Annotated in this window: 20 protein-coding genes, 1 tRNA gene and 1 pseudogene; 13 read left to right on the top strand and 9 right to left on the bottom strand. The window is 40.0% G+C overall.

Annotation, left to right across the window (positions count from 1 at the left end; translation table 11 throughout):
- Together ACWB1W_RS00640 and ACWB1W_RS00635 are read left to right on the top strand one after the other, a co-directional pair.
- Nucleotides 1-337, top strand: a pseudogene (locus ACWB1W_RS00640) (hypothetical protein); the annotation flags it as partial.
- 10 nt (nucleotides 338-347) lie between these two features.
- Nucleotides 348-1,154 (top strand): 4-(cytidine 5'-diphospho)-2-C-methyl-D-erythritol kinase, encoded by an 807-nt coding sequence (locus tag ACWB1W_RS00635; protein ID WP_479369460.1) that lies wholly within the window; start codon nucleotides 348-350, stop codon nucleotides 1,152-1,154.
- On the opposite strand, the gene ACWB1W_RS00630 is transcribed toward ACWB1W_RS00635, so the two are convergent.
- Nucleotides 1,151-1,936 carry an energy transducer TonB family protein gene (locus ACWB1W_RS00630; RefSeq protein ID WP_479369459.1) on the bottom strand — a complete coding sequence of 262 codons (786 nt, stop codon included), beginning with the start codon at nucleotides 1,934-1,936 and terminating at the stop codon, nucleotides 1,151-1,153. The two genes, ACWB1W_RS00635 and ACWB1W_RS00630, sit on opposite strands and share 4 nt — an antisense overlap.
- Nucleotides 1,937-2,010: 74 nt before the next feature.
- Between ACWB1W_RS00630 and ACWB1W_RS00625 the strand changes: the two genes are divergently transcribed.
- Nucleotides 2,011-4,053: a TonB-dependent receptor gene (locus ACWB1W_RS00625; protein ID WP_479369458.1), complete on the top strand. Its 2,043-nt coding sequence runs from the start codon at nucleotides 2,011-2,013 to the stop codon at nucleotides 4,051-4,053.
- 10 nt (nucleotides 4,054-4,063) lie between these two features.
- Here the strand turns inward: ACWB1W_RS00625 and ACWB1W_RS00620 are convergent, their stop codons facing one another.
- From ACWB1W_RS00620 to rpiB, 3 genes are read right to left on the bottom strand one after another with little or no spacing between them, the layout of a single operon-like run.
- Nucleotides 4,064-5,266: an argininosuccinate synthase gene (locus ACWB1W_RS00620; RefSeq protein ID WP_479369457.1), complete on the bottom strand. Its 1,203-nt coding sequence runs from the start codon at nucleotides 5,264-5,266 to the stop codon at nucleotides 4,064-4,066.
- A gap of 3 nt (nucleotides 5,267-5,269) precedes the next feature.
- On the bottom strand, nucleotides 5,270-6,613 hold the full coding sequence (locus tag ACWB1W_RS00615; protein ID WP_479369456.1) for an FtsW/RodA/SpoVE family cell cycle protein: 1,344 nt from the start codon (nucleotides 6,611-6,613) through the stop codon (nucleotides 5,270-5,272).
- The gene (gene rpiB, locus ACWB1W_RS00610; protein ID WP_479369455.1) at nucleotides 6,585-7,046 is read right to left on the bottom strand and encodes a ribose 5-phosphate isomerase B; all 462 of its coding nucleotides are present in this window, start codon (nucleotides 7,044-7,046) and stop codon (nucleotides 6,585-6,587) included. The genes ACWB1W_RS00615 and rpiB overlap by 29 nt, the downstream gene beginning before the upstream one ends.
- A 32-nt stretch (nucleotides 7,047-7,078) precedes the next feature.
- On the opposite strand from rpiB, the gene ACWB1W_RS00605 reads away from it, so the two are divergent.
- The 4 genes from ACWB1W_RS00605 to bioD all read left to right on the top strand — a co-directional run bounded on the left by ACWB1W_RS00605 (nucleotide 7,079) and on the right by bioD (nucleotide 8,826).
- A complete protein-coding gene (locus tag ACWB1W_RS00605; protein ID WP_479369454.1) occupies nucleotides 7,079-7,384 on the top strand; it encodes a dephospho-CoA kinase in 306 nt (101 codons plus the stop codon).
- A 20-nt stretch (nucleotides 7,385-7,404) separates the two neighbouring features.
- Nucleotides 7,405-7,494, top strand: a tRNA-Ser gene (locus ACWB1W_RS00600).
- Between the two features lie 22 nt (nucleotides 7,495-7,516).
- A complete protein-coding gene (gene thiE, locus ACWB1W_RS00595) occupies nucleotides 7,517-8,164 on the top strand; it encodes a thiamine phosphate synthase (RefSeq protein WP_479369453.1) in 648 nt (215 codons plus the stop codon).
- Nucleotides 8,164-8,826 (top strand): dethiobiotin synthase, encoded by a 663-nt coding sequence (gene bioD / locus ACWB1W_RS00590; RefSeq protein WP_479369452.1) that lies wholly within the window; start codon nucleotides 8,164-8,166, stop codon nucleotides 8,824-8,826. Before thiE ends, bioD begins: the two co-directional genes overlap by 1 nt.
- Here bioD and ACWB1W_RS00585 read toward each other — a convergent pair.
- A complete protein-coding gene (locus tag ACWB1W_RS00585; RefSeq protein WP_479369451.1) occupies nucleotides 8,793-10,538 on the bottom strand; it encodes a peptidoglycan D,D-transpeptidase FtsI family protein in 1,746 nt (581 codons plus the stop codon). The genes bioD and ACWB1W_RS00585 overlap by 34 nt on opposite strands.
- Before the next feature lie 8 nt (nucleotides 10,539-10,546).
- Nucleotides 10,547-11,254, bottom strand: a complete 708-nt coding sequence (locus tag ACWB1W_RS00580) for a hypothetical protein (RefSeq protein ID WP_479369450.1) — start codon at nucleotides 11,252-11,254, stop codon at nucleotides 10,547-10,549.
- 16 nt (nucleotides 11,255-11,270) lie between these two features.
- Here ACWB1W_RS00580 and ACWB1W_RS00575 point away from each other — a divergent pair, with 16 nt between their 5' ends.
- A complete protein-coding gene (locus tag ACWB1W_RS00575; protein ID WP_479369449.1) occupies nucleotides 11,271-11,720 on the top strand; it encodes a hypothetical protein in 450 nt (149 codons plus the stop codon).
- Here ACWB1W_RS00575 and ACWB1W_RS00570 read toward each other — a convergent pair.
- Nucleotides 11,717-12,919 (bottom strand): methionine adenosyltransferase, encoded by a 1,203-nt coding sequence (locus ACWB1W_RS00570; RefSeq protein ID WP_479369448.1) that lies wholly within the window; start codon nucleotides 12,917-12,919, stop codon nucleotides 11,717-11,719. The genes ACWB1W_RS00575 and ACWB1W_RS00570 overlap by 4 nt on opposite strands.
- 50 nt (nucleotides 12,920-12,969) lie before the next feature.
- Here ACWB1W_RS00570 and ACWB1W_RS00565 point away from each other — a divergent pair, with 50 nt between their 5' ends.
- The 5 genes from ACWB1W_RS00565 to ACWB1W_RS00545 are packed head-to-tail and all read left to right on the top strand — an operon-like array spanning nucleotide 12,970 to nucleotide 17,124.
- Entirely contained in the window at nucleotides 12,970-13,950 is a 981-nt protein-coding gene (locus ACWB1W_RS00565) for a gluconokinase (protein ID WP_479369447.1), read from the top strand.
- On the top strand, nucleotides 13,947-14,642 hold the full coding sequence (locus ACWB1W_RS00560) for a uroporphyrinogen-III synthase (RefSeq protein WP_479369446.1): 696 nt from the start codon (nucleotides 13,947-13,949) through the stop codon (nucleotides 14,640-14,642). The genes ACWB1W_RS00565 and ACWB1W_RS00560 overlap by 4 nt, the downstream gene beginning before the upstream one ends.
- 21 nt (nucleotides 14,643-14,663) lie before the next feature.
- Nucleotides 14,664-15,512: a UDP-3-O-acyl-N-acetylglucosamine deacetylase gene (gene lpxC / locus ACWB1W_RS00555; RefSeq protein WP_479369445.1), complete on the top strand. Its 849-nt coding sequence runs from the start codon at nucleotides 14,664-14,666 to the stop codon at nucleotides 15,510-15,512.
- Nucleotides 15,509-15,811, top strand: coding sequence for a hypothetical protein (locus ACWB1W_RS00550; RefSeq protein ID WP_479369444.1), 303 nt, complete (start codon nucleotides 15,509-15,511; stop codon nucleotides 15,809-15,811). The genes lpxC and ACWB1W_RS00550 overlap by 4 nt, the downstream gene beginning before the upstream one ends.
- Nucleotides 15,812-15,822: 11 nt before the next feature.
- Complete coding sequence (locus ACWB1W_RS00545) at nucleotides 15,823-17,124, top strand: amidohydrolase (RefSeq protein ID WP_479369443.1); 1,302 nt, start codon at nucleotides 15,823-15,825, stop codon at nucleotides 17,122-17,124.
- On the opposite strand, the gene ACWB1W_RS00540 is transcribed toward ACWB1W_RS00545, so the two are convergent.
- Together ACWB1W_RS00540 and ACWB1W_RS00535 are read right to left on the bottom strand one after the other, a co-directional pair.
- Nucleotides 17,096-19,198 carry a type II secretion system protein GspD gene (locus ACWB1W_RS00540; RefSeq protein ID WP_479369442.1) on the bottom strand — a complete coding sequence of 701 codons (2,103 nt, stop codon included), beginning with the start codon at nucleotides 19,196-19,198 and terminating at the stop codon, nucleotides 17,096-17,098. The two genes, ACWB1W_RS00545 and ACWB1W_RS00540, sit on opposite strands and share 29 nt — an antisense overlap.
- On the bottom strand, nucleotides 19,195-19,848 hold the full coding sequence (locus tag ACWB1W_RS00535; protein ID WP_479369441.1) for a hypothetical protein: 654 nt from the start codon (nucleotides 19,846-19,848) through the stop codon (nucleotides 19,195-19,197). The genes ACWB1W_RS00540 and ACWB1W_RS00535 overlap by 4 nt, the downstream gene beginning before the upstream one ends.
- Nucleotides 19,849-19,927 lie beyond the last annotated feature (79 nt).

The following is a 19,927-nucleotide window of genomic DNA, read 5'->3' as shown; positions in this document are numbered from 1 at the left end:
GGATATGCTCCCAAGACTCATATATATTCACGGAGACCTTATGGTTTACGGTTTCGGTGCTTTTACCATATTCGGTGGTATGATGCACCTACTTCCAAGGATTGTTTGGAACTGGAAGACCCGGAAGAGTGAAGTCGGGAACTTAAGTATAAACGAGATACTGGGCGAAAAGGACATATCGGAATTCCTTGAAATGGCTGTGATTCTCTACATTCTTTTCCTTGCGACGGACATGATATTCAAACCCGTAAGTGTTATATCCTCCGTTTTTTACTTCCTAATTTTGGGATTATTCCTGAAGAACCTGTTAAGGGCTTATCTCCTTATTTTCCGCTAGAATTTTTTATATGATAAAAATCCTTTCTCCTGCAAAGATAAACATAGGGTTATGGATTTTAGGAAAAAGACCCGACGGTTACCACGAGCTTATAACCCTCTATAGGGAAATACCCCTTTACGACGAGATATACATTAAGGAAGGTATCCTAAAGGTTGAAACTAACTTAAACATTCCTCAGGAGGAAAACGTAGTTTACAAGGGATTAAAGGAGTTTGAGAGAATTACAGGGCTTCCCGTTGAGTTTTCCGTTTTCATTCAGAAAAATATACCTGTAGGTGCCGGGCTGGGAGGTGGAAGTTCAAACCTCGCAGCGGTTGTAAAAAAGGTTAATGAGCTTTTAGGCAGTCCTTTGGGTGAAGAGGAGTTAACCGAATTTCTCGCAAGTCTTTCTGCGGATGCTCCTTTCTTCGTGAAGGGAGGAACAGCAATAGGAAGGGGTATCGGTGAGTTGATTGAACCCGTTGAGGCGAAGATTGAGGGAAAGATAACCTTAATAATTCCCAATGTTCAATCAAGTACCGCCAGGGTTTACGGAGCTGTAAAATCTGAGCATTACGTAAGTAAGGAGTATGCGGAAGAAAGGATAAAGGAAGTTCTCAAAGGAAACCTTGAGGCTGTTGAGAACGTTCTCGGAGATATAGCAAAAGAGATTTACCCGGAGATAGGGGAGGTTGTGAGGTTCGTTGAACACTTTGGCTTTAAGCCCTTTATAACAGGAAGCGGTTCAGCTGTTTTCTTCTTCGGGAAAGCGCCGGAAGAGATGAAGAGGGGAGCTAAGGGGAGGATGTGGAGGGTTATAGAGATTGAGCTTTAATCCCTTAGGATAAACTTAACGGGGAGCTTTACGAGAACCTTGGTTTTAGGCTTTGGAAACTTATCACAAAGTCTTTCAACGGTATTCTTAGCCTCGTTATCAAGAACCTCAAAACCGCTTGAACGTTCAATCCTCACTCCATCACACCCGCTCTCTGATAAAAAGAAGGATACGACAACAGTTCCCTCCCAGCCCATCCTTCTTGCTATGTATGGATAAGTAATGTTTTCAAGAACAATACTCCTTATCAAGTCAAGATTTTCCTCAAGAAACTTTTTTCCCTTGTCTACTTTCCTATTTACGTATGCTAATTCTTTACTCCTTTTTGCGGACAACTTTTTAACTTTACCTTTTTCCTCAAAGAAAGGAACAAAAACTTGTCTTTTTATGTCTGTTACTACTTGTTGTTTTTGTTTTTTTATATATTTCCTGCCTTTATTTCTTACAGCCTTCTTCACGACTTTTGTAGGCTTTTGTGTTTTTTTCTTTACTTTCCTTACTTTTTTCTTTATAACTTTTCCGAACTTTTTTGAATGCTTTTTTCTTGTATATTTCTTTTTCTTTATTTTCCTTACTTTTCCTTTAACTCCTTTCTTTGAGGTATTTAAAGCATTCTTCTTTTTTACTTCATTTTTTAGTTTAAAGAATCTAAGTGAGATTTTTACGTATCTCTTTTCTTCTTTTAATTTTTGGTAAAGCCCAATTTTTGCAAAAGAGAAGAAGAGAAACGTATGGATAAGGGCTGAGACCAGGAGGCCGCCAAGTAAGTGCTTGTTTACCATCGTTTTTAATTTTATGTTAATTTTTCGTTAATTTTATGTTAAAATTATATCAAGATTAACATGGAGGTGAAGCCGTGAAAAAGCTAATTCTCCTTGTATCCCTATTTTCCGTTACGTGGTCTCAGGAAGTTATTCTTGAAGAGATAAAGATTGAGGGAAAAAGGGAGGTTGTTACTCCCGAAAGGGTTAGGGAGCTACCGGCTAAAGACGTGGGTGAAGTCCTGGAAAAGAGCACACCCGGTGTATGGAAGGTCAGAAAAGGAGGAATAGCTAACGACTTAGTTATAAGGGGATTTAAGAGGGATGAGGTAAACCAGCTTTTTGACGGTGCAAGGGTATATAACGCCTGTCCTAACCGAATGGACCCGGGGCTTTTTCACGTTGATTTTTCTGAAATAAAGGAGATTGAGGTAATAAAAGGACCCTTTGACATAAAGAATTACGGAGCTGTGGGAGGAACAGTAAACGTAAAAACACGGGAACCCAAAAGAGGAGTATCGGGAAGACTAAACCTTTCCCTTGATAACTGGAAGTATACAAACGCATCGGGTATATTTTCTTATGGCAAAGAAAGGTTAGGATTACTAATAGGCTACTCATTTAGGTTTTCAAAGCCTTACGAGGACGGAAAGGGAAGGAAGATAACGGAAATTTATCCCGAGAGCTCCCCCTTCAGATACTCACCCGATGAGGTAAACTCAACAGCCTTTAATATACACACTGTATGGACAAAGCTTAGCTACAAGCTTAACAGAAGCTTAAAGCTAAAACTTGATTACGCCCACCAAAGAGCTACGGACGTTCTTTACCCCTACCTTATGATGGATGCTACCCTTGACGAGGTGGATAGATTTAACACGAAGCTTGAAGGGAAAAAAATTGAAGTCCAGTTTTACGGCTCTTCCGTGAGACACTGGATGAACAATCAGAAAAGAGTAGCCGGAAACAACACACCCAGGGGCTACAGTATGGAAACCTATGCAAAAACAAAGGTTTACGGCTTTAAGGGAAGTTATAAATTAGGGAATTTGACTCTTGGTATGGATACCTTCTACAGATACTGGGAAGCCACAACAACTATGTATATGGCAAACACAGGAATGTATAAATCCCAGAACACCATTCCCGATGTTGATACCGTTAACTTCGGTCTGTTTATTGAACACAAAAAGAAGTTAAACAAACGCTTAAAACTTCTTTACGGTCTCAGGCTTGATTACACGGAAATGAAAGCGGACAAGAATAAGGTCAACTTGAACCTATATGAGCATTACCACGGAACGAGAGATACAACCGAGAGTGATATTTACCCTTCGGGAAACGTTCAACTCTTTTACGAAGTTAATAAGGGTTTAGAGTTATTCTTCGGAGTCGGTTCCGCTGTAAGAGTTCCGGACCCTCAGGAAAGGTATTTTGCCCTTGACAGGATGGGAAGTATGGAAAGAAGATACGGGGACTGGGTAGGAAATCCCGAGCTTGATCCCGAGAGGAATACGGAAGTAGACTTCGGGATAAAGTTAAAAAGAACACTCGTGAACGGGGAAATAAGAACATTCTTCAGCTACGTGAAAGATTACATATACCCCTACAAAGCTACTGCCCAATCAACTACAAACCCTATGAACCAGAACAATAAAGCAATGTCCTACACAAATGTAGACGCATACTTTTACGGTTTTGAAGCAAAGGGAACTTACGCTATAACTTATACACTCTTCCTGGACGGTTCGGTCGCATACACAAGAGGAAGAAAGAAAGACACTTACCTAGAAAGGAACATAAAGGATAAAGATATTGCAGAAGCTCCCCCGCTCACCGCAAGAATAGCCCTACGTTACGATAACGGAATATACTTCGGTGAGCTTGAAACCCTACTTACATCTACACAGGACAACGTGGATTCAGACCTGAACGAGAAAAAAACATCGGGATACGGTGTCTTAAACATAAAGGGTGGTTTTAGAAAGAAGGGTTTCACGGTTTACGGAGGTATTGAAAATATTTTTGATAAGCTTTACTACACCCATCTTTCTTACGTGAGAAATCCCTTCTCAAGCGGTGTTAAGGTGCCCGAACCGGGCAGAACATACTACATAACCGTTTCCTATACCTTTTGAATCTTTCCTTTTATTTTTTCCTTTTTACCGTTCCGAGAACCTTCAGGGGTAGTCCCCACACCTTCGTGAAGTGTTTACCCGCTATCTGGTCAAATTGGTCCTTTTCCGAGTATGTGGCGAGTTCTTCAACGTAAAGGGAGTTAGGAGACCTTCTACCTACAACTTGAATACTACCCTTATAAAGTTTCAGTCTTACCTCACCCGTTGCAAGTTTTGCTATCTCACCTGTAAAGGCGTCCAGAGCTTCCCTGAGGGGCGTAAACCATAAACCTTCATAAACGAGTTTTGCATACTCATGGGAAATATGGGTAAGGAAGTAATGGAAGGTAAATCTGTCAAGAACTAATGAGAGTAAATCCCTGTAGGCCTCGTATAAAATCATTGCTCCCGGTGCTTCGTATATCTCCCTGCTCTTTATTCCGACAAGCCTGTTCTCAACCATGTCTATCCTTCCTACTCCGTGTCTTCCGCCTATCTCGTTGAGCTTCTGTATAAGCTTATGTTGTTCTTCGTAAACTTCTCCGTTCAAGGATACGGGCTTTCCCTCTTTGAAACCAACGGTTATATACTCGGGCTCATCCGGGGCCTTTTCGGGAGAGTTTGTTATCTGGTAGGCATCTTCGGGAGGTTCTTGCCAAGGGTCTTCAAGGGGACCGCACTCTATTGAAACGCCCCAAAGGTTTCTATCTATTGAATAAGGTTTTTCTTTTGTAGCTTTTACGGGAATGTTAAACTTCTTAGCATACTCAACCTGTTCCTCCCTTGACTTGAACTCCCACTCCCTCACGGGAGCAAGAACTTCTATATCGGGATTCAGAGCCCATACCGAGAGTTCAAATCTTACCTGGTCGTTTCCCTTTCCCGTTGAGCCGTGCGCTACGTAATCTGCTTTAAACTTTTCGGCGTAATAAACAAGTCTTTCTGCTATAAGAGGCCTTGAAAGTGCAGCGGTGAGGGGATACTTTCCTTCGTAAAGTGCAAGTGCTCTTAGTGTGGGAAGGCAGTATTTTTCCGCAAAGGTTTCCTTTAGGTCTTCAACTATAGCTTCAACAGCTCCCGCGTTTTTTGCCTTCTGAGGTATTTCTCCCAGCTCTTCACCCTGACCTACGTCTGCGGTATAGGTTATAACCTCGTATCCCTTTTCAGTAAGCCATCTGACAATAATTGAGGTATCAAGTCCACCGGAGTATGCAAGTATAACCCTTTTTTTCATAACTTATAAGTTTAATACAGAGATATTCCTTCTGTATATTGAGCCTACAATTCCTAATGCTATAAAGTTAGCAAGCAGATTGCTTATACCGTAACTGATAAAGGGAAGTGCTATTCCTTTAGGAGGAAGCAAATTCATAGCCATGGCGTAATTAACAAAAACAGAGTAAAGAAAGTTTAAGGCAACACCGACGATAATTAACTTTTCGTAGATTCCGTAAATCCTGTTTGCAAGTTTAAAGAGTCTGAGTGCAAATAAGACTTGAAGGTAAAGAATGAAGATAAACCCGAATATCCCTAAGTTTTCTATGAGAAGACTTATGACGTAGTCTGTATCTGATTCTCTTATGTAGATAGATGCGTAAAGACCTTTTCCGAGTCCTGAACCGAAGAAACCACCGTTTGCTATTGAATTTAGAGATTTTATAATCTGATAACCTTTGTCGTAAGGGTCTGCAAGGGGATTTAGCCAACCCGAAAATCTTTTCATTATATGTTCCGAGTGTATTAAGAGAATAAAAAATCCGAGCGTTCCGAGAACTACGGTAGAGAAAGCCAACAGTCTAAAGGGAACACCACCTAAAATCATAAGGGATATGCCGAGAAGGACGACAAATAGAGACATACCTATGTCAGGTTGTAAAGCTATAAAAATAGCGTGAACTATTAAAACAGATAAAACAAAAATGAAGTTAGCTTTCTTTTCAATTTCACCTTTTATACCTATGTAGTAGGCTAAGAAAACAATTAGTCCTATTTTTGAGAACTCGGAGGGTTGGAAGCTTGTTCCGATAAGCCATCTTGAAGGCACAGTATTCCCCGAATTTAATATCTTTTTAAAGAGAAGTATGAAAAGCAAGATAAGGGAAGCTATAATTATTGTATATATAACTTTTTTATTTTTGAAAATTTTATAGTTAATCTTTGAGAAGAAATACATAACTTCCAGTCCAAGAATAAAGAATAGAAGGGATTTTACGTTTTTTGACAAAGATTTAAACAACTTTTTTTGAAATATTTCACCGTATGGAATCAACGTTAGGTTACCTAAACGTGTTTTTACTTCGTATCTTCCTTTCCTTGCAGGCTTAAATTTGTCGGGATAAAGCGATAGGTAAGGAAGTGGAAGTAAGCGTTTTTCTTTTACGTCGTAAAAAAATCTAATATTATCTTCCCTATAAAATACAAACTTCCCCTTTGTATTTTTGTAAAGAACTGCATAAGGGTTGTAGCTTACAAGAAGCGGAACAACGTTTTTTATGAAGACAGCAAGCTGAGATATAAGAAAGAAAACAAAAACGAGGAAAAGAATAAACTTATCAGGGTAAATCCTTTGAACAAGCTTCATGTTCTATCGCGGATATTAAATTAATTCTTTTTTCATGCCTACCACCCTCAAAAGGCGTTTCAAGCCACACTTTAACTATTGAAAGTGCAAGTTCAACTCCGAGAACTCTCTCTCCCAGGCAAAGTATGTTTGCGTTGTTGTGGAGTCTGCTCATTTTTGCCATATACTCATTCGTACATAAAGCCGCCCTTATTCCCGGAAACTTATTTGCGGTTATGGACATTCCTATTCCGGTTCCGCATATGAGTATTCCCCTGTCCGCTCTACCTTCCTGAACAGCTTTTGCAACCTCCTTCGCAAATAAAGGATAATGGGTAGATTCTGTTGAATGGGTTCCAAAATCTATAACCTCGTGACCTTCCTTCTTCAAAAATTCCTTTATCCTTTCCTTAAGGGGGTATCCTGCGTGGTCTGCACCAACCGCTATTTTCATATAAGTAATTCTATGATAGAATTTTAAATATTGTGAAGTACGATTGGACGAAGTATAAAACAAAAATCCTGGAGTTAAAAGAAATTCTGAAGAATAAGAACGAAGGAACGGATGTTGAGATTGCTGTAGTTACTCCTGAGGACCCGGACTTTGACCCAAAGATGTTAGTTCCCTACATAAGGGTAAAGTATTACGTGGATGATCACTTCCACGAAAGAAAGATAGAACTGTTTGAGCACTATCTCCAGAAAGATATAGAAGAAATTATCAAACTTGTTGAGTTCTTCATTCAGGAGTTTGAATCCGAGATTGACTCCTCTGAATACGGAGGAGGGTAATATATTATATTTTCTGTCAAGGAGGGGTGGCCGAGCGGACTAAGGCGGGGGATTTGAAATCCCTTGGCGGGTTTCCCGCCCGCCCGTGGGTTCGAATCCCACCCCCTCCGTACACAATTTCGGAGGCAGGCTATGAAGTTGACCATATATCTCATTACGGATGATAAGTACTTCAAAGATAGGGATTTATTTGAGACTATAGAAAAGGCACTTCAAGGTGGTGTCACCGCGGTCCAGTATAGATTCAAGAACAAAACAACCAGGGAGATGTACGAGGAGCTTGTGAAGTTAAGGGACCTCACCAGGAAGTATAACGCAGACCTCGTGGTTAACGACAGGGTTGACCTTGCTCTTGCGGTTGAAGCGGACGGTGTTCACGTAGGAAAGGAAGACCTACCTCCCGAAGTTGTGAGAAAGATAGTCGGAGATAGAATGTATATAGGTTATACCGCAAACAGCCTTGAGGAGGTTAGAAAAGCTCAGGAGCTTCCCGTTGATTACATAGGTTTCGGTTCCATTTATCATACTTCAACGAAAGAAAACTACAAATACGTTGGGATTGATGCCTTAAAGGAAGCTGTGCTGGTATCAAAAAAGCCCATAGTGTGTATAGGCGGAATAATGCCGTATAGAGTTCCCGAGGTAATTCGTGCCGGATGCAGGAATATAGCAACTTCCGCGGGTATACTCGGCTTTGAAGATGTAAAGAAAGCTGCTGAATCCTTCAAGAGGGCTTATCAGGAAACGATGAGAATGCTTATGCTCATGGGCAAAGCCTGATGGAGCTTCTTATAACCGGAACAGATACCGGTGTAGGGAAAACTTTTATAACTTACAATCTCGCCAGGGCTTTTAAGGAGAAAGGAAAAAAGGTAGCTTGCTATAAACCTGTGGAAACCTATGTCAACGATGTTCCGGAAGATGGTAAACTCCTTTCTGAAGCAACAGGACAGAATTTAGATGAAGTTGTTCCCGTCCGATACTCTCTCCCGCTCTCTCCCTATGCTGCTATACTTGAGGAGAAAAAAGACTTCTCCCTTAATGAGTTAAAGGAAAAATTTGAAAAGTTAAAGAGTAACTATGACTTTGTTCTAGTTGAAGGTGCAGGAGGAATTGCGGTTCCCCTTAAAAAGAACTACACATACTTAAACCTTGCCAAGGACTGGAATCTTCCGATACTAATCGTTGCAAGGGCAAGCCTTGGAACCCTGAACCATACATACCTCACCTGGTATTACGCAAAAAAGAATAACGTTCATATTACCGGAATTATCCTGAACGGTTCAACGGGAAATGACGTTTCAGAAAGAACTAACCCCTTAATAATTGAGGAGATGACGGGAATAAAACCCCTTGTAATACCAAAGGTTAAGGGAAAAGAACTTCCCGGCAAACTTAAAGAAGAACTTTACCTATACGTTTTATCCGGTTTAAGACCGTAGATTAAGGCTACCTTTTCGGCTAATTCCTTAAAATAAGGTGCTGCAACCGTTCCGCCGAACACATCTTTCCCTTTAGGCTCATCTACAACAATTATTGCGGTAAACTTCGGATCTTTCGGGAAAAACCCTACGAAAAAGGTCGTCAACTTCTTTTTTGAATACCTTTTTAGCTTTCTATCATACTTCTGAGCTGTTCCGGTCTTTCCTCCTATGTAAAAGTAATCACTTTTAGCCCTTCTTCCTGTTCCCTTCTCAACAACTTTTATAAGGGTGTTTCGTATCCATTTCACGGTTTGAGGTGATACATTCAATGGGTAAGTCTTTATCCCTTCATCCTCAAGAATAGAAGGTTTCACATACTTCCCGAGGATAAGAGCGTTAAAAGAGCTCAAGAAGTGAAGCGTATTGAAAGCTACTCCTTGACCTATTGAAGCGTAAGCCCTATTTACACCATTTTTCAATGAGTTTATTTTCGGATCGGTTTCACCTAAGAGAACTTTAGGTGTCCTGTTTAGTTTAAAAGTTTCAAGAAAATTGTAAAACTCTTTAGTAGGTAGCATAAGACCGACTTTCATGGCACCTACATTTGATGAATACACCACTATGTCCTCTGGCTTTATATACCTTTGCTTTCGTAGATACGATGAAATGTCCCTTATTACCTTTTCGCCAAGTTTAAAAACACCGTGATTAATTTCTATAAGTGAATCTTCTTTTATATATCCCCTATCAAGTGCGTAGGTAACAACGAAAGGTTTAAAGGTTGAACCAACTTCAAAAAGGTCACTAACACCGAAGTTTTTAGTATACTTCGGAAAATACTTAAGGTAGTCGTTAGGGTCGTAGTCGGGATACGTAGTAAAACCTCTAATCTTTCCCGTTCTGGATTCCATAACTATGATAATGACCTTCTTCGGGTGCCACTTTCTTACAATTTTCCTTTTAATTCTTTCAATAAGTGCTTGAACAGGGTAGTCTATTGAAAGTTTTAAGTTCTCCGGAGTATAAAACACATCTTCTTTAAGCTCAACAAGTTTAATGCCTTTATCACCGTAAACTACGAGTTTTGTAGTCCATCCCTTTCCTCCCGTAAGGTATCGGTCAAATTGATACTCTATACCCTCACCGCCGGTTCCTTCTTTATTAACGAAACCTATAAGGTTTGAGGCTAGGCGCCTGTGAGGATAAAAACGTTTGTACTTTTCCGATACGCCTACGTGTGCAGATATATAAGGTTCGGTAAATATCTTCTTTTTTTTATCATAATCAACTTCTTTAATAATCTTCCTAATCTCCTCTTTCTTTTCTATAGGAAACGCTATAAACTCTGCTATTTTCTTATGTCTAATAGCATTTAGCTTTTTCTTCAGTTTGTAAACAGGCACATTTAAAACCTTTGATAACTTTTTTAAAAGTTTTTCTTCCTTCTTTTTATCCTTAAATAGATAAAACTTGTAAAGATATATGTATCCAACCGGATAGCTTATGGCAAGTGGAACACCATTTCTGTCTGTAATACTTCCCCTGAATTGTTGAACCTTAAGTATTTCTGTATTTTTCCCAAATTCTTCAAGTATTTTTTCCTTAAATATGTTTATATAAATTAATCTACCAAAAAGAATTAAGGAAAAAATTAGTATAAGGATTACCAATACTATAAGTCTATTTTTAAAAGTCTTTTCCTTCTGCCTGTATCTTATTAATTGCTCCACCGTATTTATTATCTAATCCTCTTGTAGCCCTCCGGAAGTCTGTATATGTAATCGGGAATGTTTACCTTTTGAACCGATATCACCTGAGAGTAAGTGAGGAAAACCTTCTTCTGTTCCGTCCTTATTACCCCACCGAAGGTCTTTAAAATATAATCAAGGAAGCTTTTTAAATCCTTTATGGGAATGTTTTTTTCCGTTAATTTCATATCTTTCATAATAGCTTTAATAAAGTTTATGTAAAACTCGTTCTCAAGTGCATTAGCTTCTATTAACTCCTTCCAATCCTTCGTGTACCACTGGATTATTTCCTGGCTTTCCCCAATAAAACTCGTCTTCACAACGACTTTTCTTGCTTTATACTTTCCTATTTTTCTGTATTCATTTGTGGGCTTGAAGGAATCCTTTTTTAATCTGCAAACTCTCCTCTCACAGTCTATAAAAGGTAGTGAAACGAGAAATAAAGGAGCCATCTGTGAAAAATCCATGTAAGACTTTGTGCTCTTTATAACTCTGTATATCTTAGGTTTCCCATTTTCCACTTTCTGAACCATAAACTCCCTTTTTGTCTCAGTTATTAACGCATCCTTAGTTATATAAACCTTCCTTTTTATTTCCTTTTTCAGGTTAAAGCTCCCGAGGCTTCCGTTTACTTCAGTTATTAAAAATCCTTCTACACCGAATGTAACGGAGATTATGAATAAAATTACTAAAAGCATAAAATAATATTAACTTATGAAGGTTGATTTAAGCAATCTCTTAAAGAAAGAGGAAACCCCTTTCAGGAGCATCGAAGAAGCTAAGGATTACGTTGCGAAATACACTCTCAGTTTTATAAACATAGAGCTTGAAGGGACTAAAAAGGAGGAATGGGAAAAAACCCTTGATACCTGGTGTAAGATGTGTGAGTTTGCAAAGGGTTTGTTAAAACTCCCCGAAGAGAAAAGGAAGGAGCTTTACAGAAGGTTCGGTTTTGACACTATGATGGAAGGGGTTATGGAAGACCTCGTAAAGGTTCTATACGGCTTTTACTCCCTCGGAATACTGAAGGAAAAAGAGAGGGCTTACAAGGTTCTTGAGAGAGCTGTTGAACTTATTGAGAATGAAGAGAGTTTAATAGAACGGGAGAAGCTAAGCAAAGAAGCACTTAAGTTTATAAAGGAGTTTATAAGAAAGAAGGGTTAAGCAACCGCAAACTCCTTGTTCAGGAACTTCTTCCAGGTGTTTGGCATCTCGTCGAGCTCTTCGTTTACTATACGCTTTATAGGTTCTTCAAGGCCTTTAACGTCTTTTTTGGTTCTTACCTTTACGTCGCAAACCTGGGGTTCGTTTATAGGTTTCCCTATCTGAGATACGAGATAGCAGTATGCTTCCTCGACCTCTTCAACCTCACTAACAACACGGTCCGCTATGATGTTTGCAACCACGTTGTAAATCTTACCTATGTGGGATACCGGATTTTTACCCGCCGCAGCTTCAAGACTCATGGGTCTGTAGGGAGTTATGAGACCGTTAACCCTGTTTCCCCTTCCTACCTGTCCATCGTCCCCCTGCTCTGCGGATGTTCCCGTGACGGTTATATAAACACTTTCCCTTTCCGGGTCATCCGCAGTATTCACAAACACCTCAACCTCTCTGGTGGTTAATCCTCTTGCTGTTTCCTCAACGGTTTTCCTTATATACTCCTTCTTCTCAAGGTAATCCTTTATGTCCTTTACGTATTTGCTCACAAAGGCACAGGCTATTGTTAGCCTTATCCTATCCCTAATCCTTACACCCATAACCTTTATATCTTCACCGACGTAAGGGTTCTTATCTTTGAAACTCGGAGAGTTAAGAAGCTGTTCGGTTTCAAAAACTATTCTCTCAAGGTCGTCAAGGGGAGCGTATCCAACCCCAAAAGAGGTATCGTTCGCAAGGGGAACTTCCCCCTTCTGTTGAAACCTGAGGAAAAGGTCAACCAAGTCCTTACTTCCCGCCTTTATTCTGGGTTTTATTATCACGTGCTTGTCCGGATCAAGGTTTCTTATGTTTTCCTTTATCCAGTTTCTCGCAACCTCTACAGCAAGCTCTTCAACAGGCAGAACGTTATCCTCAAACTCCTTTAAGGCTCTTCCCACGAGGTATATCTCAATGGGAGATATTACCTCTCCTCCTCCGAATACGGGATTCGCCTCACCCCCGACGAGTAGTGCCTTATCAACGTTGTGGTGCATAATAGCTCCGAAACGTTCTATATAAAGCTTTGATAGTGCTACGGAAAGTTCTTCCGCAAGATTATCGCATATGGTATCCGGGTGTCCTATACCCTTCCTCTCAACGATCTCCGCGTCTTGCTCGTAAACGGGTTCAAAGGTCATAGGTGTTACTACGATATTCCTCAATCCCTTACCTCCTGAGGTTCTCACGAACTTTATTAGTATATATTAAAGCGATGGAAAATAGCGATAAGGTTTTAAGGCTTGCGGAAGAGCTGGGAGCTAAGGTCGTTCAAACACACGCTTCCTGGGTGTTAATCCTTCCCGAAATCGTTTACAAGATAAAAAAACCCGTGAACTTCGGCTTCCTTGATTACTCAACCCTTGAAAAGAGAAAGGAAATGTGCTTTAAAGAGGTAGAGCTAAACAGAAGACTTTGCTCTTGGATATACCTCGGTGTTGTTCCCATTAGCGAAGAAGGGGGGAAGTGGATTGTTGAGAGCGATAAGAACGTAGTTGAGTATGCGGTAAAGATGAGGAGAATTACCGATGAAAGCCTGCTCTCAAACAGGCTTGATATAACGACAGAAGAGGAGATGAAAAAAGTTTCTGAAGTTGTAGCAGACTTTCACATGAAAGCGAAAAGAGTTGACGAGTTCGGAAGGCTTGAAGTTATGAAGTTCAACACAGATGAGAACTTTCAACAGACGGAGAAGTATATAGATATAACAATACCGAGAGAGGATTACGAGTTTATAAGGGAAAGAACGAACAAATTTTACGAGGTCTACAAAAAACTTTTTGAAAAGAGAATGAAAGAAGGAAAGATTAGGGACGGCCACGGTGATATAAGAACGGAACACGTTGCCTTCCTCAAGGAAGGTATATGCATATTTGACTGTATAGAATTCAACGACAGGTTCAGATACGGGGATGTTCTGAACGATATGTGCTTCCTATCTATGGAGCTTGAGTATTTCGGGAAGAAGAATCTCGCAAAAGCCTACGAAGAAGCTTACAGGGAATTTACCGGGGATGAAGACTTTGAGGTTATGCTTCCTTTCTTTAAGTGTTACAGGGCTTACGTAAGGGGTAAGGTAAACTCCTTCCTGCTTGATGACCCTAATCTCAGTGAGGATGAAAAGGAAAAGGCAAAGGAGAGGGCTAAAAAGTTCTTTGAACTTGCGAAAGAGTATGCCAAGATTATACCCTTATGAGGGTAATTCTCACGAGAGAAGAAGAAGACCTTAAGAAGGATAGAGAGATTTTCATAAATGAGGGTTTTGAGGTTGTTGAGCTTCCCCTGATAAAAACCGTTCCCCTTGAGTTTAAAGTTCCCGTTGAGGATTACGACTACATAGTCTTCCAGAGTAAGAAAGCGGTTAAGCACTTCCTTGAAAGAGAGAAGATAAGGGAAGGGGCTAAGGTTGTTTCCGTAGGCGGAGCGACTTCGGAAGAGCTGAGGAAATACGGGTACGAGCCCGATTACGTTCCCGAAGAGGAGAACGTTAGGGGATTAATAAGACTCTTTAGGATACTCAGAAAAGGAAAAGTCTTGATACCCCGATCAAGTATAGGGAGAAAAGAGCTCATAAACTTCCTTCTTGAGGAGAACTTTGACGTTTTCCCCGTTGACGTTTACACCGTTGAACCTATCCTTTACGATGAGAAAACCCTTAAGCAGAAACTTAAAGGGGATTACATCCTCTTTTACAGTCCCTCAGCTGTTGAGTCTTTTATTGCAAACTTGCAAAAAGCCGGAATAAAGAGGGATAAACTAAAGCTCAAATACGTAGCCATTGGCAAAACTACAAAAAAAGCCCTTGAGAAGGAAGGTATAGCGGATATTCTCGTGTCACCCAAACCCTCAACGGAGGAGGTTGTAAATCTTCTAAAGGGTTCGGCATAAAACTTGCATTAATAAACTTGCATGGTGAAGGAGAAAACGCTGAAGGGAAAGGTGAGTTTTGAAGGAGTAGGTATACACACGGGAGAAAAATCAAGGATTATCCTCTTTCCCGAGGAAGAAGGAACGGGTATAAGGTTTTTTAAAGAAGGGGTGTTTATACCCGCAAGGTATGAGTTTGTAGTAAATACAAACCACTCAACCGACCTAGGAAGGGAAGGAAAAGTTATAAAGACCGTTGAGCATATTCTCTCCGTTCTCCACCTCCTAGGTATAACGAACCTCACGATTGAGGTAAAGGGAGAAGAAGTCCCCATAATGGACGGAAGTGGGTGGGAATTTTACAAAGTTTTAAGGAATTTAACCGTTGAACAGGATAAAGAGGTGGAGTTCTTCAAAGTTGAAGAAGCACTTGAGATATTCAAAGAAAACAGCTACATACGTGCTCTTCCATCGGATGAGCTTGAGATTACCTACGAGGGTGAGTTTAACAACTTCCTCGGAAGGAAAAAGTTCACGTTCATAAGGGGAATGGAAGAGGATATAGTTCTTGCGAGAACCTTCTGTTTTGACTGGGAAATAGAGTTCATAAAGAAGGCGGGACTCGGAAAAGGGGGAAGCCTTGAGAACACCCTCGTTATGGGAAAGGAAAAGGTTTATAACCCCGATGGACTAAGATACGAGGATGAACCCGTGAGACATAAGGTTTTTGATATAGTAGGAGACCTATACCTTTTGGGAAAACCCTTCTTAGGAAAAGTTTACTCCTTTAGAGGAGGTCACAGCCTTAACTATGAGCTCGTTAAAAAACTTGCGGAACTTGAGAAAGCTCAGAGCATAACCGTGGAGAAAGTTTCACAATACACAGCATGAAGGTATTTCTCTACGATACGAACTTAATTCTTTCTTCAAGAATAAAGAACCAGTTAAAGAGTCTAAAGGCGGAGTTTGTAAACAAGGATGAAGCGGGAAGTGATACAGTAGCCCTTGTAAACCTTGAGTCTCCGAAAGCCCTTGAGGTCTTAAAGGAGCTAAAGGAGAAGGGAGCTAAGGTTATAGGATACTGCGGACACAAAAACCTTACCCTTATAGAGAAAGCAAGAAGGCTCGGAGTTGACGAGGTTGTTCCGAACAGCCGCATAGCGGGAGACCTGAGAACGCTCCTGGGTTAAAATTTCCTTTTATGAAGTATGACCTCCTGATAAAAAACGTATTAATTCCCGAAAAAGGCTTAAGAGATATAGCGATTTCCGAGGGGAAAATCGTTAAGATAGGTGAAAACCTGGAAGGAGAGGCAAGGGAAGTTATTCTCGGAAACGGAAAGATAGCCTTTCCCTCTTTTGCAAACATGCACACCCATATCTCAATGACCCTTTTAAGGGGACTCGGTGCAGACCTCCCCCTGATGGAGTGGCTTCAAAAGGTTATATGGCCCCTTGAGGGTGAGTTCGTTTCTCCCGAGTTTGTAAAGGACGGTGGACTTCTCGGGATTGTTGAGGCAATAAAGAGCGGAACAACCCTATTTATGGACATGTATTTTTACGAAGAGTATCTCGGAGAGGTTTGTGAAGAAGTAGGCATAAGGGCAGGTCTCGGCTTCGGTATTCTTGACTTTCCTACAAAGGTGGCAAAAACACCCGAGGAGTATATAGAGAAAGCAAGAAGGTTTGCAGAGGAACTCAAGGGAAGGGATCTTGTATTTCCCGTCATATGTCCCCACGCCCCCTACACCTGTTCACCCAAAACGCTTATGAAGGCAAAGGAGCTTGCGGACCAACATAACCTAATGCTTCACATACATGTGTCCGAAACAAAGGGGGAGGTGGAGAGAATAAAAGAGGAATACGGGAAGACACCTATAAGACACCTTGAGGATATAGGATTCCTCGGAGAAAACGTCTTATGTGCCCACGTTGTGTGGACCGATGAAGATGAGAGGGAGATTTTAAAAGAGAGAAAGGTAAAGGTAGCCCACTGTCCCGAAAGTAACCTTAAACTCGCTTCGGGTATAGCACCTATCCCGGACTACGTTAGGAGAGGTATAACCGTATGCCTCGGAACCGACGGGGCAGCCTCAAACGATAACCTTAATATGCACGAGGAAACGTCAACCTGTGCCAAGCTCCACAAAGGCGCAAACCTTGATGCCAAAGCCATAGACGCGAGAACAGTGTTGAAAATAGCAACCGAAAACGGATTCAAAGCCGTTGGTATAAATGCCGGAAAAGTGGAGGAAGGATATGAAGCTGACCTCATTCTCGTGAGGACAGATATTCCCGAGATGACCCCCCTTTACGACCCTATTGCCCAGTTCGTCTATTCGGCACCGTCGGAGGCTATAGACACGGTAATATGCAGAGGAAAAGTTCTTATGGAAAAGAGAGAGTTAAAAACTATAGACGAAGAAGAGGTTTACAGAAAAGCTAAGAAGTGGGAAGAAAAGATTAAAGAATTCCTCACTCGGTCTCAACAATCTCGGGAGTAAGGAATATCAAGAGCTCTCTGTCTACGTTTTCCTTTATCTGGTCTTTAAACAACCAACCGAGTAATGGAATCTTTCTAAGCCCCGGTATTCCCCTTTCCGTGTTTCGCTTTTCCTTCTCAACGATACCTCCTATTACTATAGTATCCCCGTTATTCACGGGAATTTTTACGTCTATTCTTGAGCTTTCTATGATGGGTATATCCTGTGTCACGTTAGACGATTGAAACCTTCTTATCTCAACAATCCTTCCCCTTAAAAGTCCTATGTCTAAGAGTATCTGGTTGTTAGGGAGAACAAGAGGGGTAGCTATTAAGGTCAAGGGAATTTCCTTATATTGAACCGTTATATCCGCAGTGTTTTGACTAATCGTAATTTTGGGAATTGGCCACTCAATCTGGGTGTTTATCACCGCAGGTTCTCCGTTTAAGGTAACTATATATGGTTCGGATATAATTCTTGCTTTATTTTCCCTTTCAAAAGCCTTCAACCTGAGGTCAAGGAGGTTAAGTTTTCCCTTTTGAAATACAAATGTAAGGAGTCCCGGAACTTCGGTAGCCGGCTCAAAGGTAGTTTCCGTTTGCCAGAATTGGGGAACAGATGCCTTGGAAAAACGAACGTTCCAGCTTGACAGACCGAGTTCCCTTCTTAAATCTTTCCTTATTTCTAAAAATTTTGCCTTAATCCTTACTCTTAAAGGCTTTTCGGAGAGGAATTTTCTAAATTTTTTGTAAATTTCTCTTATCCTCTCAGGATAATCTTTAATTAAGATGGCATTTCTTACCTCAAAATATGCACTTCTTGATTTATTTATACTAAATTCTCCCTGATTTATTTGGATACTATCGGTTCCCGTTGCTTGTGCCCCTTGACCCTGTCCTCCCTGTTGTAAACTTCCTGTCTTTAAAACGTAAACCTCACCTTCTTCCGAAAGAAATGGTTCTATTTCCTTTTTTAGGTCTAAAGGAGAGATATATCTTACGAAGAAAACCTTAGTTGTTACGTAAGATTCAGATACATTCGAAATTAGTGGTCTGATAATACTTTCCGCTTCTCTGTAAACATCTTTAGAGTATGTAAAGAGAATAAGTGCGTTAAAGTCCTTGTCTTCATTAACAACTACACTGTTTCCCAGTCTCTTTTCTAAGAGAGACTTTGCGAGTTCAAGGTCTCTCTTACTTTTGAAGTAAAAAACTTTGGTAATCTCGTTTTCTTTTCTCCTATTTTTTTCTGCCTTAATTAATCCTTCTTTTATGTCTTTTATTTTACGAATATTTTCCTTTAAATCCATTACGTAAATTTTTTTAAGGTCTCTATCGTAAACTATTTTTGCAGAATGTGAAACTTTTTCCTCTATTTTCTTTATAATTTTCTTTATTCTTTCTTCATCAAGGTCGGAAACGTCTATTTCGTAAAACGCTTTTACGGAAATCTTTAGTATATTTCCGGACTCCTTAACCGCCATTAGATTATACTCCTTGAGTATTGTGTTAAACAACTCAATTGCGGAAACAGGAGAGTTTATAACAAGCGATATATCCCTAAACAGGTATGAAGGGATGGATATGCTTTCTGTTATCCTGCTGCTTTCTCTCTTTACCCTTGCCTCTTTACTTGGTGAGCTTGTCTCGGATTTCTTTCCCGTTACATTTCCTATAGAAATGTCCTCTGACGTAGTTATCTGAAGAGTATACTCTGAGCTTCTCTGTAAATCTTCGGATACACTCTCACTCGCTTGGACGCTTTTCCATAGTTCACTTCCGAAAATTACGTTTTTTCGTAGTATCTTAGCGAGGGAAACTATAACTGTTCCCAGCTTAAGGTTTTGAAAATCAGCTTTTAATATAGTAAAGTTCCTGTATTTTTTCTTTATTCTTTTTACATCTTCCAGATATACATAAGCGTTAACAGTTTTTTCCCTACTTTTTACGACTTCAAAAATCGTGTATTTATAAATAAATCCATCTATGTAAATCTCCAGCTTACCTATTCTATTTATATTCTCAAGAGGAGGAATATCCTGCGCGACACCGAAGTTAAAAAATACTAAAACAAAAAGGAATAAAAGCTTCCTCATTTTCCTTCCTCCATTCTTATTGTTCCGAGTGTAACTATATAAGATGGTATATCCTTGCTTTCCTTATCACATAAAAACTTTTTGTAATCCCCGACCTCACAAATGAGAGGAGGATTATCCCTTCTCATGAACTCTCTTCTGGATATACAGCCTGTATAAAGTCCAAGAACAAAAGTTAACGAATTATCGGTTAAACTCCTGAAGAATTTTTTTAGGTTTTCCTCTGAGGCAATAACTTTAAGTTTATAAACATCAAGAGATATTTTTATACCGCCTTTTACCTTTGAAGAAGAAGAGAAGAGTAATCCACTTTTCTTAGGTAAGACATTCTTTTTAGAACTGTATAGCTCCCACTCAAGTATGTGTATCCCGTTTTTTCTTGCTTTATCGTATATTTCCTTAACTGTCAGAAATCTTATTTTTTTTTCTTCTTTTAACTTTTCTATTTCCTTCTCAAGAGCTTTTTTTCTTGCAAGGAGATAAGAAACATCCTTCAAGTTTTTCAATTCTTTTTCAACTCTACCTAATTCGTTAAGAAGGGGACTTATCATAAAGTAATAAAAGACACCGATAACAAAAAAGGGGAACGCTACTAATATTACCTTTTCCCTATCCGTTCTCTCGTTAAACCACTCAAAGAATTTATTCATAACCCCTCAATTTAATTTTAGTCCGAGAGGAGCTTCTTTCCCCTATTGGGTATTATTTTAAGCTCCGGACGGGATACGG

This window comes from Aquifex sp. (genome assembly GCF_056494385.1).
This window is presented reverse-complemented; position numbering and strand designations above follow the sequence as displayed.

Excerpts from the sequence above, each read along its gene's own strand:
- ACWB1W_RS00635 (WP_479369460.1), top strand. The coding sequence starts at position 348 with ATGATAAAAATCCTTTCTCCTGCAAAGATAAACATAGGGTTATGGATT.
- ACWB1W_RS00630 (WP_479369459.1), bottom strand. The coding sequence starts at position 1,936 with ATGGTAAACAAGCACTTACTTGGCGGCCTCCTGGTCTCAGCCCTTATC.
- ACWB1W_RS00620 (WP_479369457.1), bottom strand. The coding sequence starts at position 5,266 with ATGAAAAAAAGGGTTATACTTGCATACTCCGGTGGACTTGATACCTCA.
- ACWB1W_RS00615 (WP_479369456.1), bottom strand. The coding sequence starts at position 6,613 with ATGAAGCTTGTTCAAAGGATTTACCCTGATAAGTTTATTCTTTTCCTC.
- rpiB (WP_479369455.1), bottom strand. The coding sequence starts at position 7,046 with ATGAAAATAGCGGTTGGTGCAGACCACGCAGGATACCCCCTTAAGGAA.
- thiE (WP_479369453.1), top strand. The coding sequence starts at position 7,517 with ATGAAGTTGACCATATATCTCATTACGGATGATAAGTACTTCAAAGAT.
- bioD (WP_479369452.1), top strand. The coding sequence starts at position 8,164 with ATGGAGCTTCTTATAACCGGAACAGATACCGGTGTAGGGAAAACTTTT.
- ACWB1W_RS00580 (WP_479369450.1), bottom strand. The coding sequence starts at position 11,254 with ATGCTTTTAGTAATTTTATTCATAATCTCCGTTACATTCGGTGTAGAA.
- ACWB1W_RS00575 (WP_479369449.1), top strand. The coding sequence starts at position 11,271 with ATGAAGGTTGATTTAAGCAATCTCTTAAAGAAAGAGGAAACCCCTTTC.
- ACWB1W_RS00565 (WP_479369447.1), top strand. The coding sequence starts at position 12,970 with ATGGAAAATAGCGATAAGGTTTTAAGGCTTGCGGAAGAGCTGGGAGCT.
- ACWB1W_RS00560 (WP_479369446.1), top strand. The coding sequence starts at position 13,947 with ATGAGGGTAATTCTCACGAGAGAAGAAGAAGACCTTAAGAAGGATAGA.
- lpxC (WP_479369445.1), top strand. The coding sequence starts at position 14,664 with ATGGTGAAGGAGAAAACGCTGAAGGGAAAGGTGAGTTTTGAAGGAGTA.
- ACWB1W_RS00550 (WP_479369444.1), top strand. The coding sequence starts at position 15,509 with ATGAAGGTATTTCTCTACGATACGAACTTAATTCTTTCTTCAAGAATA.
- ACWB1W_RS00545 (WP_479369443.1), top strand. The coding sequence starts at position 15,823 with ATGAAGTATGACCTCCTGATAAAAAACGTATTAATTCCCGAAAAAGGC.
- ACWB1W_RS00540 (WP_479369442.1), bottom strand. The coding sequence starts at position 19,198 with ATGAGGAAGCTTTTATTCCTTTTTGTTTTAGTATTTTTTAACTTCGGT.
- ACWB1W_RS00535 (WP_479369441.1), bottom strand. The coding sequence starts at position 19,848 with ATGAATAAATTCTTTGAGTGGTTTAACGAGAGAACGGATAGGGAAAAG.